The 15,377-nt window shown below is 68.9% G+C and carries 15 protein-coding genes; 11 read left to right on the forward strand and 4 right to left on the reverse strand.

Annotation, left to right across the window (positions count from 1 at the left end; genetic code table 11):
• The first annotated feature begins 13 nt into the window (after positions 1 to 13).
• The 7 genes from AC5LXX_RS31520 to AC5LXX_RS31550 all read left to right on the forward strand — a co-directional run bounded on the left by AC5LXX_RS31520 (position 14) and on the right by AC5LXX_RS31550 (position 7,498).
• Positions 14 to 874 (forward strand): branched-chain amino acid ABC transporter permease, encoded by an 861-nt coding sequence (locus AC5LXX_RS31520; protein WP_493414039.1) that lies wholly within the window; start codon positions 14 to 16, stop codon positions 872 to 874.
• Positions 871 to 1,914 carry a branched-chain amino acid ABC transporter permease gene (locus AC5LXX_RS31525; protein ID WP_493414040.1) on the forward strand — a complete coding sequence of 348 codons (1,044 nt, stop codon included), beginning with the start codon at positions 871 to 873 and terminating at the stop codon, positions 1,912 to 1,914. The genes AC5LXX_RS31520 and AC5LXX_RS31525 overlap by 4 nt, the downstream gene beginning before the upstream one ends.
• On the forward strand, positions 1,911 to 2,678 hold the full coding sequence (locus AC5LXX_RS31530) for an ABC transporter ATP-binding protein (protein ID WP_493414041.1): 768 nt from the start codon (positions 1,911 to 1,913) through the stop codon (positions 2,676 to 2,678). Before AC5LXX_RS31525 ends, AC5LXX_RS31530 begins: the two co-directional genes overlap by 4 nt.
• Positions 2,675 to 3,376, forward strand: a complete 702-nt coding sequence (locus tag AC5LXX_RS31535) for an ABC transporter ATP-binding protein (protein WP_493414042.1) — start codon at positions 2,675 to 2,677, stop codon at positions 3,374 to 3,376. The genes AC5LXX_RS31530 and AC5LXX_RS31535 overlap by 4 nt, the downstream gene beginning before the upstream one ends.
• Before the next feature lie 32 nt (positions 3,377 to 3,408).
• The gene (locus AC5LXX_RS31540; RefSeq protein ID WP_493414043.1) at positions 3,409 to 4,689 is read left to right on the forward strand and encodes a Zn-dependent hydrolase; all 1,281 of its coding nucleotides are present in this window, start codon (positions 3,409 to 3,411) and stop codon (positions 4,687 to 4,689) included.
• Positions 4,686 to 6,188 (forward strand): M81 family metallopeptidase, encoded by a 1,503-nt coding sequence (locus AC5LXX_RS31545; RefSeq protein WP_493414044.1) that lies wholly within the window; start codon positions 4,686 to 4,688, stop codon positions 6,186 to 6,188. The genes AC5LXX_RS31540 and AC5LXX_RS31545 overlap by 4 nt, the downstream gene beginning before the upstream one ends.
• Before the next feature lie 122 nt (positions 6,189 to 6,310).
• Positions 6,311 to 7,498: a YncE family protein gene (locus AC5LXX_RS31550; protein WP_493414045.1), complete on the forward strand. Its 1,188-nt coding sequence runs from the start codon at positions 6,311 to 6,313 to the stop codon at positions 7,496 to 7,498.
• Between the two features lie 73 nt (positions 7,499 to 7,571).
• Here the strand turns inward: AC5LXX_RS31550 and AC5LXX_RS31555 are convergent, their stop codons facing one another.
• Positions 7,572 to 7,706, reverse strand: coding sequence for a hypothetical protein (locus AC5LXX_RS31555; RefSeq protein ID WP_006405345.1), 135 nt, complete (start codon positions 7,704 to 7,706; stop codon positions 7,572 to 7,574).
• A 401-nt stretch (positions 7,707 to 8,107) separates the two neighbouring features.
• Here AC5LXX_RS31555 and AC5LXX_RS31560 point away from each other — a divergent pair, with 401 nt between their 5' ends.
• Both AC5LXX_RS31560 and AC5LXX_RS31565 read left to right on the forward strand, forming a co-directional pair.
• Positions 8,108 to 8,575 (forward strand): hypothetical protein, encoded by a 468-nt coding sequence (locus AC5LXX_RS31560; RefSeq protein WP_493414046.1) that lies wholly within the window; start codon positions 8,108 to 8,110, stop codon positions 8,573 to 8,575.
• A gap of 86 nt (positions 8,576 to 8,661) precedes the next feature.
• Entirely contained in the window at positions 8,662 to 9,474 is an 813-nt protein-coding gene (locus AC5LXX_RS31565; RefSeq protein WP_322081123.1) for an alpha/beta fold hydrolase, read from the forward strand.
• A gap of 52 nt (positions 9,475 to 9,526) precedes the next feature.
• Here the strand turns inward: AC5LXX_RS31565 and AC5LXX_RS31570 are convergent, their stop codons facing one another.
• The 3 genes from AC5LXX_RS31570 to AC5LXX_RS31580 are packed head-to-tail and all read right to left on the reverse strand — an operon-like array spanning position 9,527 to position 13,589.
• The gene (locus tag AC5LXX_RS31570; RefSeq protein WP_493414047.1) at positions 9,527 to 11,509 is read right to left on the reverse strand and encodes a DUF4034 domain-containing protein; all 1,983 of its coding nucleotides are present in this window, start codon (positions 11,507 to 11,509) and stop codon (positions 9,527 to 9,529) included.
• Positions 11,510 to 11,523: 14 nt separating this feature from the next.
• Positions 11,524 to 12,306, reverse strand: coding sequence for a DUF1266 domain-containing protein (locus AC5LXX_RS31575; protein ID WP_493414048.1), 783 nt, complete (start codon positions 12,304 to 12,306; stop codon positions 11,524 to 11,526).
• Complete coding sequence (locus AC5LXX_RS31580) at positions 12,300 to 13,589, reverse strand: hypothetical protein (RefSeq protein WP_493414049.1); 1,290 nt, start codon at positions 13,587 to 13,589, stop codon at positions 12,300 to 12,302. The genes AC5LXX_RS31575 and AC5LXX_RS31580 overlap by 7 nt, the downstream gene beginning before the upstream one ends.
• 141 nt (positions 13,590 to 13,730) lie before the next feature.
• Between AC5LXX_RS31580 and AC5LXX_RS31585 the strand changes: the two genes are divergently transcribed.
• Positions 13,731 to 14,048, forward strand: coding sequence for a hypothetical protein (locus AC5LXX_RS31585; RefSeq protein ID WP_493414050.1), 318 nt, complete (start codon positions 13,731 to 13,733; stop codon positions 14,046 to 14,048).
• A gap of 153 nt (positions 14,049 to 14,201) precedes the next feature.
• Positions 14,202 to 15,371: a class C beta-lactamase gene (gene ampC / locus AC5LXX_RS31590; RefSeq protein ID WP_493414051.1), complete on the forward strand. Its 1,170-nt coding sequence runs from the start codon at positions 14,202 to 14,204 to the stop codon at positions 15,369 to 15,371.
• The last annotated feature ends 6 nt before the right edge of the window (positions 15,372 to 15,377 follow it).

Genomic DNA, 15,377 nt, shown 5'->3' on the forward strand with positions numbered 1-15,377 from the left:
CGACACGGAAGCCATGAACGTCTATCTGCTGCAGATCGTCAACGGCATCGGCGTGGGCATGCTGTATTTCCTGCTCGCCGTCGGCCTGTCGATCGTGTTCGGCCTGCTGCGCTTCGTGAATTTCGCTCACGGCGCGTTCTATCTGCTCGGTGCGTACCTCTGCTACCAGGCGCTGCAATGGTCGGCGAATTTCTGGGTCGCGCTCGCGATCGTGCCGCTCGTCGTCGGCGCGTTCGCATGGATCGTCGAGAAGCTGGTGCTGCGTCACGTGTACGCGCAACAGCATGAATTCCACATCCTCGCGACGGTCGGGCTCGCGCTCGTGCTGCAGGAATGCGCGATTCTCGCGTGGGGGCCGCTCGGCGACAACGTACCGCCGCCCGATGGGCTGAATGGCGTCGTGATCTGGGGCGCCTTCGTCTACCCGAAGTACCGACTGTTCGTGATCGCGTTCACGGCCGTCCTCGCCGCGTTGCTGTGGTGGGTACTCGAAGGCACGCGGCTCGGCAGCACGGTGCGCGCGGGCAGCGAGTCGGCGGAAATGGTGTCGCTGCTCGGCATCAACGTGACGCGCGTGTTCAGCCTCGTGTTCGCGCTCGGCGCGGCGACGGCCGCGCTGGCCGGCGTACTCGCCGCGCCGATTCGCGGCGTCGATCCGTTCATGGGCATCGAGGCGCTCGGCGTCGCATTCGTCGTGGTCGTCGTCGGCGGGATGGGGAATTTCCTCGGCGCGCTCGTCGGCGGGCTGTTGGTCGGCATCGTGCAGAGCCTGATGAGCACACTGTGGCCCGAAGGCGCGCGGCTGATGATTTATGTCGCGATGGCGGCCGTGCTGCTGCTGCGTCCGAACGGTTTGCTGGGGAGGGCCGCATGATCGATTCGTCGAAACCGATGCCGCCGGACGCGGCAGCGTCGCAACGCCCGCAGCCGTGGCGCGGCGTGCTGCAGCGGCCGGAAGGCTGGCTCGCGGTGGCGGCCGCTTGCGTGTTGCCGCTCGTGTTGAGTTCGGGCTCGCTCGCGACCGAAGTACTGGTGTTCGCGCTCGCCGCGCTCGGCTGCAACCTGCTGCTCGGCTACACGGGGCTGTTGTCGTTCGGGCAGGGCATCTTCTTCGGACTCGGCAGCTACGCGGCGGGGCTGGTGCTGACGCGCGGCGTCGCATCCGTGACGGCGGCGCTGGTCGCGGCCACGGTGCTCGGCGCCGTCGCGGCCGCACTCGTCGGCTGGTTCTCGATCCGGCAGCGCGGCACCTATTTCGTGATGCTGACGCTCGCATTCGGGCAGCTGTTCTACTTCCTCGCATACACGACGCCGGATGTGACGGGCGGCGACAACGGTTTGCTCGACATTCCGCGCCCCGCGCTCGCCGCATTCGGGCATTCGCTCGTCTCGCTCGATTCGCCGTGGCGTTACTACGGCTTCGTCGCGGTGCTGTTCGTCGCGGTGTTCTGGCTGCTGCTGCGCGTATCGCACTCGGTGTTCGGCCGGACACTGCTCGCGATCCGCGACAACGAGGCGCGTGCGGCGGCAACCGGCTACGACGTGAAGCGCTTCAAGCTCGCCGCGTTCGTGATATCGGGCGCGGTCACGGGCCTGGCGGGGGCGCTGCACGCGTTGATGACGGGCATCGCGCCGCTGTCGAACATCGACTATCACACGAGCGAAATGATTCTCGTGATGACGGTGATCGGCGGCACGGGCAACCTGTTCGCGTCGGTGCTCGGCGCGGCGTTCTACGTACTGTTCGCGGACTGGCTGTCGACGTTGTGGCCGCGCTGGCTGCTGCTGCTCGGCCTCGTGCTGATCGCGGTCAGCCTGTTCATGCAGCGCGGGTTGTGGGGGCTGGGCGAACGCATCGTGGCATCGCTGCGGCGTAGCGAGCGCGCGGCGGCCCCGGTCGAGGAGCGGAAATGAGCGAAGCAATTCTCGAAGCGCGCGGCATCGTCAAGCGCTACGGCAAGTTCACGGCGCTGGCGGGCGTCGATCTGCGGATCATGCCGCGCACCGTGCATTCGGTGATCGGCCCGAACGGGGCAGGCAAGACGACGCTGTTCCATACGCTGACGGGCACGCTGCCGATCACGTCGGGCTCGATCCTGTTCGACGGTCACGACGTGTCGCACGAACCCGATCACAAGCGCGTGCGGCGCGGCATCGCACGCTCGTTCCAGGTGACGAGCCTGTTTCCGAACCTGAGCGTGCGCGAGAACCTGCGCGTTGCCGCACAGGGCGTCGAATCGCGGCGGGCGCTGAATCCGTGGACGCCGCCGCGCGGCGTGCTCGCGCATGACGACATCGTCGATGACGTACTCGAGCGGCTCGGCCTGCAGCGCTTCGCCGACACGGCGGCCGGCGTGCTGTCGCATGGCCAGCAGCGCCGGCTCGAGGTCGGCATGGCGCTGGCGGCGCGGCCGCGCGCGATCTTCCTCGACGAGCCGACGTCGGGCATGGGCATCGACGATCTCGACGATATGAAGGCGCTGATCCGCGGGCTGCGCGACGACTACACGGTCGTGCTGATCGAGCACAACATGGGCATCGTGATGGACATCTCGGACACGATCACGGTGATGCAGCAGGGGCGCGTGCTGGTCGAAGGCAAACCCGACGCGATTCGCGGCGACGCGCGCGTGCGCAGCGCGTATCTCGGCAACATGATCACCGGAGGCCGCGCATGATGCTCGACGTGAGGGAGGTGCACGCGTGCTACGGCAAGAGCCACGTGCTGCAGGGCATTTCGCTGAACGTGAACGAAGGCGAGACGGTGACGCTGCTCGGCCGCAACGGCGCGGGCAAGTCGACGACGCTCAAGGCGATCGCGGGTGTCGTCGCGCCGACCGGCGGCACGGTGACGTTCGCGGGCCGGCCGGTGTCCGGGCAGCCCGCGCACCGGATCGCCGCGGGCGGCCTGTGCTTCGTGCCCGAGCATCGCGGGATTTTCCGGCTGCTGTCGGTCGAGGAAAACCTGCGGCTCGGCGCGCGTCGCGATTCGCCGTGGCAGCTCGACGATATCTACCGGATCTTTCCGCGCCTGAAGGAGCGCCGCCGCAACGGCGGCGCGCAGTTGTCGGGCGGCGAGCAGCAGATGCTCGCGATCGGCCGCGCGCTGATGAATCATCCGCGGCTGCTGATGCTCGACGAACCGGTCGAGGGGCTCGCGCCGGTTATCGTCGAGGAGATCGTCGAGCAGTTGAAGCGGATCAAGGCGGCCGGCGTCGCGATCCTGCTCGTCGAACAGAACCTCGAAGTGTGCACGCAGCTCGCGGATCGCCACTTCGTGATCGAGCAGGGCGTGATCGTCTACGAAGGCAGCAACGCGGCGTTCGCGGCCGATCATGACGTGAAGGACCGGTACCTGGGCGTCGGCGTCGCATGAGCCGTGCCCTTTCAATGCGAGGAATGGCAACGATGCAAGTACAGGATTTGACTCCGGGCGTCGCGGCGTCCGGCTTGCGCGTCGATGGTGCGCGACTGTGGGACAGCCTCATGCGTCTGGCGCGGATCGGCGCGACCGAGAAGGGCGGAGTGTGCCGTCTCGCGCTCACCGAACTCGATCGCGAGGCGCGCGACCTGTTCGTCGCGTGGGCGAAGGAAATCGGTTGCACGGTGCGTGTCGATGCGATCGGCAACATCTTTGCGCGGCGTGCGGGCGAACGGGACGACCTGCCGCCCGTGGCGACGGGTAGCCACATCGATACGCAGCCGACAGGCGGCAAGTTCGACGGCAACTACGGCGTGCTGGCCGGCCTCGAGGTGCTGCGTACGCTCGATGACGCCGGGGTGCGGACGCGCGCGCCGCTCGAGGTGGCCGTCTGGACCAACGAGGAAGGTTCCCGTTTCGTTCCGGTGATGATGGGTTCCGGCGTGTTCGCGAGCGCGTTCACGCTCGACCATGCACTCACGCAATGCGACCGCGATGGCGTGTCGGTGCGCGATGCGCTGGACGCGATCGGCTATGCGGGCGACGCGAAGGGCGCGCATTCGGTCGGCGCGTATTTCGAGGCGCACATCGAGCAGGGGCCGGTGCTGGAAGCGCACGACACGACGATCGGCGTGGTCGAGGGTGCGCTCGGGCAGCGCTGGTACGACGTGACCGTGCACGGCATGGAGGCGCACGCCGGCCCGACGCCGATGGCGCTGCGGCGCGACGCGCTGCTCGTCGCGTCCGATCTCGTGCGCAAGGTGAACGAGATCGCGTGTGCGCATCCGCCGCATGGGCGCGGCACGGTCGGCTGGGTCAACGTGCACCCGAACTCGCGCAACGTGATTCCGGGCCGAGTGACGCTGACCGTCGACCTGCGCGCGGCCGACGACGCGACGCTGGCGGCGATGGATGCGGAGTTGCGCGCGGCCTGCGCCGACCTGGGTGCGGCGGCCGGGATGCGGATCGACATCGAGCCGGTCGTGTACTTTCCGCCGCAGCCTTTCGACGCGGCGCTGGTCGAGCAGGTGCGGGCCGGCGCGAACGCGCTCGGGCTGTCGTCGATGAACGTGATCAGCGGCGCGGGCCACGATGCCGTGTATCTCGCGCGTGTTGCGCCGACCGCGATGATCTTCGTGCCGTGCAAGGACGGCATCAGCCACAACGAGATCGAGGACGCCGATCCGGCGCATCTGGAAGCCGGCTGCAACGTGCTGCTGCAGGCGATGCTGGGTGCTGCCGGGATCGCGGAGGGCGCTGCGCGATGAAGATCCTGATCGCCCGGATGAACCACGAGACCAACACGTTCTCGCCGGTACCGACGCCGCTCGCGGCATTCGGCCGCAACGGGCCCGACTGGGGCGGCGATGCGTATCGCGCGAATCGCGGGATGCGTACCGCGATGGCCGCGTTCATCGACGCCGCCGAGCGCGAAGGCGCCGACATCGTGACGCCCGTGTCGGCGGCCGCGAACCCGAGCGGGCCCGTCGCGGCCGACGCGTATGCGGCGATTTGCGACGCGATCGTCGCGGCCGCGCCCGGTTGCGACGCGGTGATGCTCGACCTGCACGGCGCGATGGTTGCCGAGCAGAGCGCGGACGGCGAGGGCGACCTGCTCGCGCGCGTGCGCGCGGCGCTACCCGGTGCGCCGATCGCGGTCGCGCTCGACCTGCACGCAAACGTCACGCAGAAGATGGTAGACAACTCGGACGTGATCGTCAGTTTCAAGACCTATCCGCACGTCGACATGTATGAGACCGGCGAGCACGCGGCGCGGCTGCTGCTCGACCGGCTTCATGGCCGCGCGCGGCCGGTGCTCGCGTGGCGGCAGCCGCCGCTGATGGCGTCGACGCTGCGCAGCGCGAGCGCGGAAGGCGCGATGCGGCGCGCGGTGGAGGCCGCGCGCGCGGCCGAAGCCGGCGGGATGCTCGCGGTATCGGTGCTGCCCGGCTTCTCGCTCGCGGACATTCCCGCGCCGTGCATCAGCGTCGTGGTGGTGGCCGATGGCGACCGCGCGGCGGCCGATGCGGTGGCCGAGCGCATCGCGCGGCAGATCTGGGACGCGCGCGACGAATTCGTCTATCGCAGTGCGCCGCTGGCCGAATCGGTCGCGCAGGCCGCGGCGCTCGCGCGCGGCGCCGAGCGCCCCGTGCTGATGCTCGATCACGGCGACAACTGCATGTCGGGCGGCCCGTGCGACACGATGGACCTGCTCGAGGCCGCGCTCGCGCACGGGCTCGACGGCATCGTCAGCGGGCCGTTGTGCGATCCCGAGGCCGTCGCCGCGCTGATCGACGCGGGCGTCGGCGCAACGGTCACGGTGCCGGTCGGCAACCGGCTGCCGTCGCATGGCGGCGTGCGGCGCGAGCCGTTCCGTGCGACGGGCGTCGTGCGAGCGATCACCGACGGCGAATACGTGATCACGGGGCCGACGTATACGGGGCAGCGCGCGTACATGGGCCGCGCGGCCGTGCTCGACATCGGCGCGGCGACGCTCGTCGTCACCGAGCGCACGCAGGAGCCGTGGGATCTCGGCGTGTTCGAGAGCGTCGGCGTCGATCCGCGCCGCGCACGCTTCCTGCTGCTGAAGTCGCGGATGTATTGCCGGCCGGTGTTCGTGCCGATCGCGGCGGCGCTGGTCGAATGCGACAGCCGCGGCGTGACGGGCTCGGACTACGGGCTGTTCCGTTACGAGCGGCTCGCGCGGCCCGTGTATCCGCTCGACGACGTCGCACAGTGGGAGTCGGGCGCACGATCGGCAACGTGACGGATCGTGGCGCGAGATGCCGGATTCGCGCGCTTTCGGGCATCATGCGATGGCATCGACCCGTCGAGCAGCAGGGTCGTGCCATCCATTGCGTCCGCAACCGATCCGGAGAACCGACCGCCATGCATTCGAATCCCTTTCGCCCGCGCAGCGCGCGCCTGCTCGCCGCGCTGACCCTCGCCACGACGGCCGTCGCCGTGCAGGCCGCCGACTGGATCGTGTCCGGCAACGACGGCAAGTACCAGCGCGTCGAGGGCCGCGACACCTATCTGCCGTCCCCGCCCGCCGACACGCTGACGCTGCTCGACGCCAGCACGTTCCCGCCGAAGGTCGCGCTGCAGGTCGACGTCGAGAACGGCATCCAGGGCCCGCCGCAGGCCGTCGCGATCACGCCCGACGCGAAGCTCGCGCTCGTCGGCGCGCCGACGCGCTACGACACGGCCGCGAAGCAGCTCGTGTTCGATACGTTCCTGCAGGTCGTGGCGCTCGACGCCGCGCCGCCCGCGATCGCGCGCATCGAGCTCGGCACGCATCCGCAAGGGATCGCGATCGACCGCTCGGGCCGGCTCGCACTCGTCGCCAATGTCGACGGCAGCGTGTCGATCCTGCGCATCGACGGCACGCAGGTGACGCTCGACGGCAACCTGAAGATCGGCAAGAAGCGGCTGGCCGGGATCAGCTTCACGCATGACGGCAAGCACGCGCTCGTGTCGCTGCGCGACGAGCAGGGCGTCGCGGTGCTGAACGTCGACGACGGCAAGGTGACCGACAGCGGCACGCGCCTGAGCACGGGCGTCGCGCCCTACACGATCGACGTGTCGAGCGACAACCGCTGGGCCGTCGTCAGCAACGTGGGGCTCGCGGGGCTGCCGGGTTATACGGGCACGCTCGCGGGCGATGCCGATTCGGTCGCACTGATCGACGTGTCGCGCGTGCCGTTCCGCACGGTCCAGTACCTGACGGTGCCGTCGCTCCCGGAAGGCGTCGCGATCTCGCCGGACGGAAAGTGGATCGCCGTGCAGGCGATGGACGGCTCGAACCTGACGCCCGACAACCCGGGGCGCCACAAGCTCGGCAAGGTGCTGCTGTTCGCGATCCGCGACGGGCAGGCCGTGAAGGTGAGCGAACTGCCTGGCGGCGAAGCCGCGCAGGGCATCGTGTTTACCGCCGACAGCCGGCACGTGATCGTGCAGTTCAACGTCGAACGGCAGCTTGCGCTGTATGCGGTCGAAGGCGGCAAGCTGCGCGATACCGGCAAGCGGATCGCGCTGACGGGCGGGCCGTCGTCGTTGCGGACGCTGCCGCGCTGACGCGCACGGCGTTCCGCTCGTTCTTCCCGGTGAGTTCATGCGGCGCCCGGATTCGCGGGGCGCTGACCGGGCGTTACGGACGCAGCAGATCGAACCCGCCGAACACGACGACACCGCTGAGCGCGATCATTGCGACGGAGTGCTGGCCGAAGTAGAGAATCGCGGCGGCAAGCCACGTCGTGATGCAGAAGGCGCCGATGCGGGCCATCGTGTGTTCCTCGAATGCGTGATGAATGAAGCGCGCGCCGCACGGCGTTCGCCGCTCGAACCGGCGAGCGGGTCACGAAGGCGGACGGAAAAGGCGACCCGCTGCGCTGCGATTGCGGCGTCGGCACGCATGGCATGCGGCGCCGGACAGGGCGGGAGTCGATACCGGCGACGTTGCGCGCAGGCGCCCGAAGGCGGTCGGCGCGCGATTCCGGCCGGCGAATTCGCGATTCTACCAGCGCCGCCGCGGCGCGAATCTGGCCCTTTCGCGACCGGAATCGGGCGATCTGCAAAGCATTCGTCCGACCGCGGTACTCAAGTTTCGTGTGACGAATGCCGTAAACGAGTTGGAAGGCTTTCCCGCCCCGTCACGATTCGTATACCGACCCACGGACCGACACGATGCAGATCGATTTCTCCACGACGGCGCGCGCTTCGCTGGCCGACAGCAGCGCAACCGCAAACCCGTCGGCCGTCCCGGCCGCAACCTCGTCCGCCGACGGCACGACGTCTGCCACGGGCAGCACCGGCGCGACCGGCACGAGCAAGACCACCGGCACCCAGGCGGCCGGCGACACCGGCGAAACGCTCGGCGCGGCGGGTGCCGCGTCGGCGGAGGACCCGGCGGTCACCCAGTTGAAGGCATTGGTCGAGCGGCTGCAGAAACAGCTCGCGACACTGGAACGGCAGATGGCGGACGCGGCGCGGCGCGCGAAGGACGATCCATCCGCCGTCATCGAGCAGCAGACGCTGGGCGCGGAAGCCAGCTCGATCTCGGCGGCGCTGTCGACGGCGATCTCGCAGCTCGCGGCGGCGCTCCAGAAGTCGGGCAACTCGTCGTCGGGCGGGCTGGTGTCGACGCAGGCCTGACGGTTTCGCGCTGCGTAGCCGTCACGGCTGCGTCGCCCGCACGCATTACAATCGCAGCTCGTCTCATTCGAAAGGATGGCAGAACGATGCATGCGGAACTCGACGACGACGAACTCGTCCGCTTCGACGCCCACGGCGGCACGCCGCTGCCGCCGGCCGATGCCGAAGGCTGGCTGGAACACGACGGCGCGCGCATCTGGCACGCGTCGTTCGGCCATGGCCCGCCGGTCGTGCTGTTGCACGGCGGCCTCGGCCACGGCGGCAACTGGGGCAACCAGGTGCCGGCGCTGCTCGCGGCCGGCTACCGCGCGATCCTGATCGACAGCCGCGGCCACGGCCGCAGCACGCGCGACGCGCAACCCTATTCGTACGAACGCATGGCATCGGACGTGCTTGCGGTGCTCGATGCGCTGCACGTCGATCGCGCACGCTTCGTCGGCTGGAGCGACGGCGCGTGCATCGCGCTCGTGCTGGCGGCCCGCGCACCGGAACGCGTGGCCGGCGTGTTCTTCTTCGCGTGCAACATGGACCCGAGCGGTACGAAGGAGATGGTGCCGGGCCCGCTGATCGACCGTTGTTTCGCGCGGCATCGCAAGGACTATGCGCAGCTGTCCGCGACACCCGACCAGTTCGACGCATTCGTCGCGGCCGTCAGCGAAATGATGCGCACGCAACCGGATTACAGCGAGCAGGATCTCGCGGCGATCGCGGTGCCGGTGACGATCGTGCAGGGCGAGCATGACGAATTCATCCGGCCCGAGCATGCCGCGTATCTGGCGCGCACGATTCCCGGTGCAACGCTGACGATCTTGCCCGGCGTGAGCCATTTCGCGCCGCTGCAGCGCCCCGCGCGATTCAACGCGGCGATGCTGGCGTTTCTCGACCGGTTGCCGGGGTGACGCACGGACGGCACGCGCGGCCCGTTGCCGGGCGCGCGCGCATCGTCCGCGCTCAGACCATCGCGTTGTCGGCGCCGGGAATCTCGTGCGCCTTGATCTGCTTGCGCTGCAGCTTGTACCGCAGCTTCGAGAGCATGCCGTCCTCGTAGCTGATTCGCGTGATGGTGCGCACGAACTCGCTGTCCGGCGCGATGGCCTGGGCGCCCATGATCCAGCGCACACCTTCGCGATAGTCGTAGAGCGACTTGTCGCTGATGTCGGCGAGAAAGAACGACAGGGTGGCCATTGCCGCCGGATGCCCGCCGTCTGCATACTGGCGCAGTTCGTCGAGATAGCGATGGCGCGACGGAAGATCCTCGATGTCGCTGATGAGCGACAGCATCGCGTCGAGGCCGTCGGGATTGTCCATCTCATGCGCCTTGCGCGCGGCTTCGACGGATTCGATCCGCATGCGTGTGCGTTCGGCCGCGTCGGTGCTTTCCTGCGCGATGAGCGAGTAAGCGAACGCGAGCCGATAGGCGGCCATGTTGCCGCCACCCTCCATCGACTCGCGCAGGAAGTGGGCGGCGCGGTACAGGTCGCGTTCGACGAGCACGCCGTCCTTGTAGAAGCATCCGAGCAGATAGCCGCACGAATTGCCGCCGGCCTCGTAGCCGAGCTGGCAGATCGCGACCGCATCGGCCGGGCGGCGAGTCTCGAGCGTGGCCGCCAGTCCGTTCCACGCAAGCGAGCCGGGCTCGTTCTCGCGTGCGGCCTCGAGCCACGCGGCGGCGCGCGCCTCGTCACGCGCGAAGCCGAACGTGCCGGTACGGTGTGCGTAACCGCGCAGGATCATCGCCGCCGTGCATGTGCGCGCATCCGACGCGCGTTCGATCGCGCCGGTCAGCCACGTGCCTTGCGGATCGAGATCGAGCGCGAGGCGCACGCCCATCGCCATCGCGTGGTTGTCGTCGATCGGCTGATTGCGTTCGGCTTCCTGCAAGCGCGCATAGGCCTGTTCGTATTCGCTGCGCATGAAATGGCTGTGCGCGAGCCAGTGCAGCGTTTCCCAGCGGTGATACGGATGCAGCGCGGCCTGCGCGCGTGCGAGCGTCGCGGCCATCGCGCGGCGTGCGTCGTCTTCGTCGTCTTCCGAATCGAGCGTATTGCCGGCGTAGTCGTCGCGCCAGATCTCGTGGCGCAGCCGGTCCTTCTCGACCGCATCGAGGTGCGCGCATGCATCGGAATCGACGAACGCGCGGATGTGGTCGTGCGAGCCGCCCCAGCGCGGCTGCATGTACCAGATGAACGTGCGCATCGGGAAGAAGAGGCTCCGGTGGACGTGCAGCGTCGCTTCCATCCAGTACCACTTCTCCTTGCGCAGCTTCTTGCCCTGCACGGGGCCCGGCAGCGCGTCGGGAAATTCCGCCGGGCACGCGACCGGCACATCGGGATTCAATCCGGAGCGCGCGAGCATGCGCTGCAGGTCGGCGCGCGTGGCTTCGTCTTCCGCGCCGACGTTCAGATGCAGCTCGGTGACGGGCCAGCGGCGCTCGCGGACGAGCTGCGTGAGCCACTCGGGCTCGCCGAACGACGATACGCTCGTGAAGATCACCTTCGGCGCGCTCCACATCGTCGGCGCGAGCACCAGCGCGCGCAGCGCGGCGACGATCGTCATCGCGGCGCACGCATGCGCGCAGATCCAGCCGGCTTCGGTCACCGTCTCGGCCCAGCCGGAACCGCGGTATTCGTAGGCCCAGTGGTGCCAGTAATGCGCTTCGCACAGCCACGCGTGCGCGGAGCGCGGGTTCGCGGCCTGCCAGGCGCGCAGGCGCGCAAGGCCGTCGGCGCCGGCGTCGATGCACGGCTGCACGTCGGCCGGCAGTGCGTCGACGTACAGCGCTTCGGCCGTGCGGTCGGCGAAGCTGGCGGCGAGCGCGGCGTCGAGCTGCGCGTCGAGCGCGGCAAACTCGCCCGCGCGCAGCAGCGTGTCGACGTCGCAGATGAACCATCGGGACTTCGCGGGCGGAATCAGGTCGGCGGGAACGGAGGACATGTCGGTGTCGGCGGTCATGACGAAACGGGTTGGGGATCGAAGATGCGGTAGCGCTTCCACGGCAGCGAAAGCCAGTTTCCGGACGGGTTGCGCAGGTGCTCGCGCACTTCCTGCGTGGCGCGCGACGACGCGGGGCCGTCCTGGCCGCTGCCGCGCAGCCAGTGCTGGCGCGCCCGTGCATACGCGAGCCCGAAGTCTTCCCAGCTGTCGAAGCTGTCTTGCGCGCGCTGCGCGTTGAGCAGCAGCACGACCCACGCGTGCTGTTCGGATGCCCAGCCGAGCAGCGCGATGCAGCGCACGAGGAACGCGGTGCGCGCGCAGTCGAACGCCAGCGCGTCGCGCACGCGGCCGACGGCGGCGAGCTGTTCGTAGAAGCCTTCGTGCGAGCGGCCGACGCCGCGGATCCAGCCCGCGAGGATCGGCGGCACGCGCTGCACGATCTGCCACTCGGGCAGGTCGGCCGGCAGGTCGAGCTCGCGCCGCATCTGGAGTGCGAGCTTCTCGCGCTGTGCATCGGGCAGCGTATAGACGAGGTCGTCGCAATCGGAGCGCAGCCCGTTGCGGATCAGCAGGATGTCGGCGAGCGCCAGCGCCCAGCGGCGGCGGTTCGGCGGCGCCTGGTCGGCCAGCGAGTGCGCGAGCCTGACGGCCGTGGTCTGCCGCACCGCTACCGCGCCGTCGGCCCCCGCGGCCTGATCGGCGTCGACTTCGCGCACCATTCTCGCGGCGACCCGAAACGATCGCCACACGTACCACACGAGCCACAGCACGGCGATTCCGATCAGCAGTTTCAGCATGACGCGCTCCCGTCCGCCGGCGCAGGCAGTGCGAATGCCGCGCACAGCGCGGGATCGATCGCGATGCCTTCGATTTCGAAAGCGGCCGTTGCCGACGGCGCATCCGGCTCGCGTGCGGCCGGCAGCGCATCGACCGGCAACGCGTGGCGCGCGGCAGCCGCGACGGCCGGGTCGATTTGCCGGAGCTGGCCGAGCGCATACGGCGCGTTGCGCAGCAGCAGCCATTGCAGCACGGCCGGCGGCTGCGGGAAATGCTCGATCAGGTGGAAGTTCTCGCTCATCACGCTCAGCAGATGGTCGGGCGAGCGCACGTCGGTGACGAAGGTCCACGTGCCGACGGCCGCGCCCGGCGCGTCCGGTTCGAACACGAGCCCCATGCCTTCGCAATCGGGGTGACGCTCGCCGCGCGGCGCGAGCGCGCGCAGGAACTGGCGCACGTCGTCCGCATAGCGGCGCACCGGATGGCGGTTCTGCTTGCCCTTGATCTGGTCGATGCGCAGGCCGTCGCCGGCCACCTGCAGGCTGATCGTCACATGCGGCTGGTTGCCCGCGCCGCGCAGCGTGAACAGGCGCAGCCGGCCTTCCTGCGCGGCCTGCGCGTACTGCTCGCCGTAGCCGCCGCGCAGCCGGCGGCGATCCGCGAACTGGCCCAGGCAGTGCTGCATGTAGAACGACTCGTAGGCCAGCTCCTCGCGCAGCGCCGCGTGATCGCCGATGAACTCGAACACGATCCCGTTCGGCGTGCGCAGCACTTCGCGCAGCGCGAGGCCGCTGCTCGGCACCCAACCCTTGTCGCGACGCGCCTGCATCCGCTGATGCTCGCGCTCCCACATGTCGAGCGCCATCGTGCACGTGATGCGTTGCAGCTTCTGCGCGAGCCGCGTGCCGGCGCGCGAGCGCAGGAATTCGACCAGCGTGCGCTCGCGGTCGATCAGCAGCATGTGCTCGGGATCGATGAAGTAGAGCGGCGCCGGTCCGACGGCCGGCGGCGCTGCCGCGTCGACCGCCGTGCCGGATGCCGGTGATGCGCGGAACCGGCGCACGAGCCAGTCGGGCGCCGGCCGGTCGGCGCCGGCGAGCGCGCGGTAATCGGCGAGCGACTCGAGCGGCTGCGCCTGCTCGAACGCGCCGACGACCCACCGGAAGAAGTGGTTGCCGAGCCACGCGAGGATGTCGGCCGGGTCGCCGCGCTCGGCGCTGCGGCGCGCGATGGCCGCCTTGATGTCGGGTGCATTGACGACATCGCGCGGCCGATAGGCGGACGCGGCCACGGTTTCAGTCACGAGGTCACTCTCCGGTCAGGCGGGGCTTGCGCGGGCAGTGCGCGCGAGACCCCGGTGGTGCTTTCGGCTGGCGGGTGAAGCCGCGGACGTGCGCGCGAGCGATGCGCGGCAGCGTTGCGGTTTCCCGATACAGGTCGGTCGGTGCGTGAAAATCACGCGACCGGCCGGCAACCAGCGACGCGGGAGTGGGCGATCAACGAGTGGCGATTCATTGTTTCTCTCAGGATGGATCTTATTTTTTGCTTTCGCGAGTCTACTGCGATCCGCGCGGGTGAATCAATCGCGCGGCATGCCGGCGTCGGCGAATCTGACAAGAGTTATCTCTTTTTCATGGATTTTTTTACGCGGCGTTATTCGGCACCGGATTCGATGCTGTTAAAACCGACAGGTTTTCTCGTACAAACCGGTCGGTGGCCCGCGATTGCGGCGGTGCAATCCGGCGCCTTGCGTATCTCATAAGATTTTCTTTAGGCTCGCGCAACATATCGTCGATTGTTGGCGGCCGGCCCGCAGCGGATAGTCCTGCTTCGACAGGCCGGCCAACACGATCGCCATGTGGTGCGTGCCGGCCTGTTGCTCATGCAACCATCCGATACCAAAGGAACCGCAACCATGCGATTCAACGTGACACGCTTCGCTGCGACGCTGCTCGTCGCCGCGTGCGCCGCCGCAGCGGCCGGCCGCGCGGCTGCCGCTGCGCAGGACGACCTCCATGACACCGTGACCCGCCACATCGCGCCGCTGATGAAGCAGTACGCGATTCCCGGCATGGCGATCGGCATCGTCGCCGACGGCAAGCCGCACGTGTTCGACTACGGCGTGATGTCGACGCAAACCGGCAAGCCCGTCACCGGCGATACGCTGTTCGAGATCGGCTCGGTCAGCAAGACGCTGACCGCGACGCTCGCGGCGGATGCGCAGGAGGGCGGCGAGCTGTCGCTGGCGGACCCGGCCGCCAAATATCTGCCCGAGCTGCAGGGCAAGCCGTTCGGCGTCGTCACGCTGCTCCAGCTCGGCACGCACACGCCCGGCGGCATGCCGCTGCAGGTGCCGGACAGCATCCGCGACGACGCTGACCTGATCCGCTATCTCGATGCGTGGCGGCCCGCGTATGCGCCGGGCACCTATCGCACGTATTCGAACGTCGCGATCGGGATGCTCGGGTGGCTCACCGCGAAGGCGATGCACAAGGACTTCGCGGCGCTGATGGAGCAGCGGCTCTTTCCCGCGCTCGGGATGACGCATACGTACATCAACGTGCCGGCCGAGCGCCAGGCCGACTACGCGCAGGGCTATACGCAGGACGGCAAACCGATCCGCATGAAGGGCGGCATGCTGTGGCAGCCGGCATACGGCGTGCGGACGACGGCGGCCGATCTGCTGCGCTTCGTGCAGGCGAACATGGGGCTGGTCGACACGGCGCCGCGGCTCAAGCGCGCGCTGGAGCGCACGCACACCGGCTATTTCCGTGCGGGGCCGCTGACGCAGGACCTGATCTGGGAGCAGTACCCGTATCCGGTCGCATTGCCAACGCTGCTCGAGGGCAATGCACCGAAGATGCTGTTCAACGCCACGCCGGCCAGCGCGATCAAGCCGCCGCTCGCGCCGAGCGCAGGCATGTGGATCAACAAGACGGGCTCGACCAACGGCTTCAGCACGTATGTCGCATTCGTTCCGGCGAAGCGGATCGCGATCGTGATGCTCGCGAACCGCAGCTTCCCGATCGAGGACCGCGTAAAGGCCGCGTACGGGATTCTCGGCGCGCTCGGCGACGTGCGGTAACGTTTC

It is taken from the genome of Burkholderia torrens, assembly GCF_984668525.1.

Coding starts and splice junctions, on each gene's coding strand:
- AC5LXX_RS31565 (WP_322081123.1), top strand. CDS start 8,662: ATGCATGCGGAACTCGACGACGACGAACTCGTCCGCTTCGACGCCCAC.
- AC5LXX_RS31555 (WP_006405345.1), bottom strand. CDS start 7,706: ATGGCCCGCATCGGCGCCTTCTGCATCACGACGTGGCTTGCCGCCGCG.
- AC5LXX_RS31535 (WP_493414042.1), top strand. CDS start 2,675: ATGATGCTCGACGTGAGGGAGGTGCACGCGTGCTACGGCAAGAGCCAC.
- AC5LXX_RS31540 (WP_493414043.1), top strand. CDS start 3,409: ATGCAAGTACAGGATTTGACTCCGGGCGTCGCGGCGTCCGGCTTGCGC.
- ampC (WP_493414051.1), top strand. CDS start 14,202: ATGCGATTCAACGTGACACGCTTCGCTGCGACGCTGCTCGTCGCCGCG.
- AC5LXX_RS31545 (WP_493414044.1), top strand. CDS start 4,686: ATGAAGATCCTGATCGCCCGGATGAACCACGAGACCAACACGTTCTCG.
- AC5LXX_RS31525 (WP_493414040.1), top strand. CDS start 871: ATGATCGATTCGTCGAAACCGATGCCGCCGGACGCGGCAGCGTCGCAA.
- AC5LXX_RS31560 (WP_493414046.1), top strand. CDS start 8,108: ATGCAGATCGATTTCTCCACGACGGCGCGCGCTTCGCTGGCCGACAGC.
- AC5LXX_RS31530 (WP_493414041.1), top strand. CDS start 1,911: ATGAGCGAAGCAATTCTCGAAGCGCGCGGCATCGTCAAGCGCTACGGC.
- AC5LXX_RS31520 (WP_493414039.1), top strand. CDS start 14: ATGAACGTCTATCTGCTGCAGATCGTCAACGGCATCGGCGTGGGCATG.
- AC5LXX_RS31570 (WP_493414047.1), bottom strand. CDS start 11,509: ATGTCCTCCGTTCCCGCCGACCTGATTCCGCCCGCGAAGTCCCGATGG.
- AC5LXX_RS31575 (WP_493414048.1), bottom strand. CDS start 12,306: ATGCTGAAACTGCTGATCGGAATCGCCGTGCTGTGGCTCGTGTGGTAC.
- AC5LXX_RS31550 (WP_493414045.1), top strand. CDS start 6,311: ATGCATTCGAATCCCTTTCGCCCGCGCAGCGCGCGCCTGCTCGCCGCG.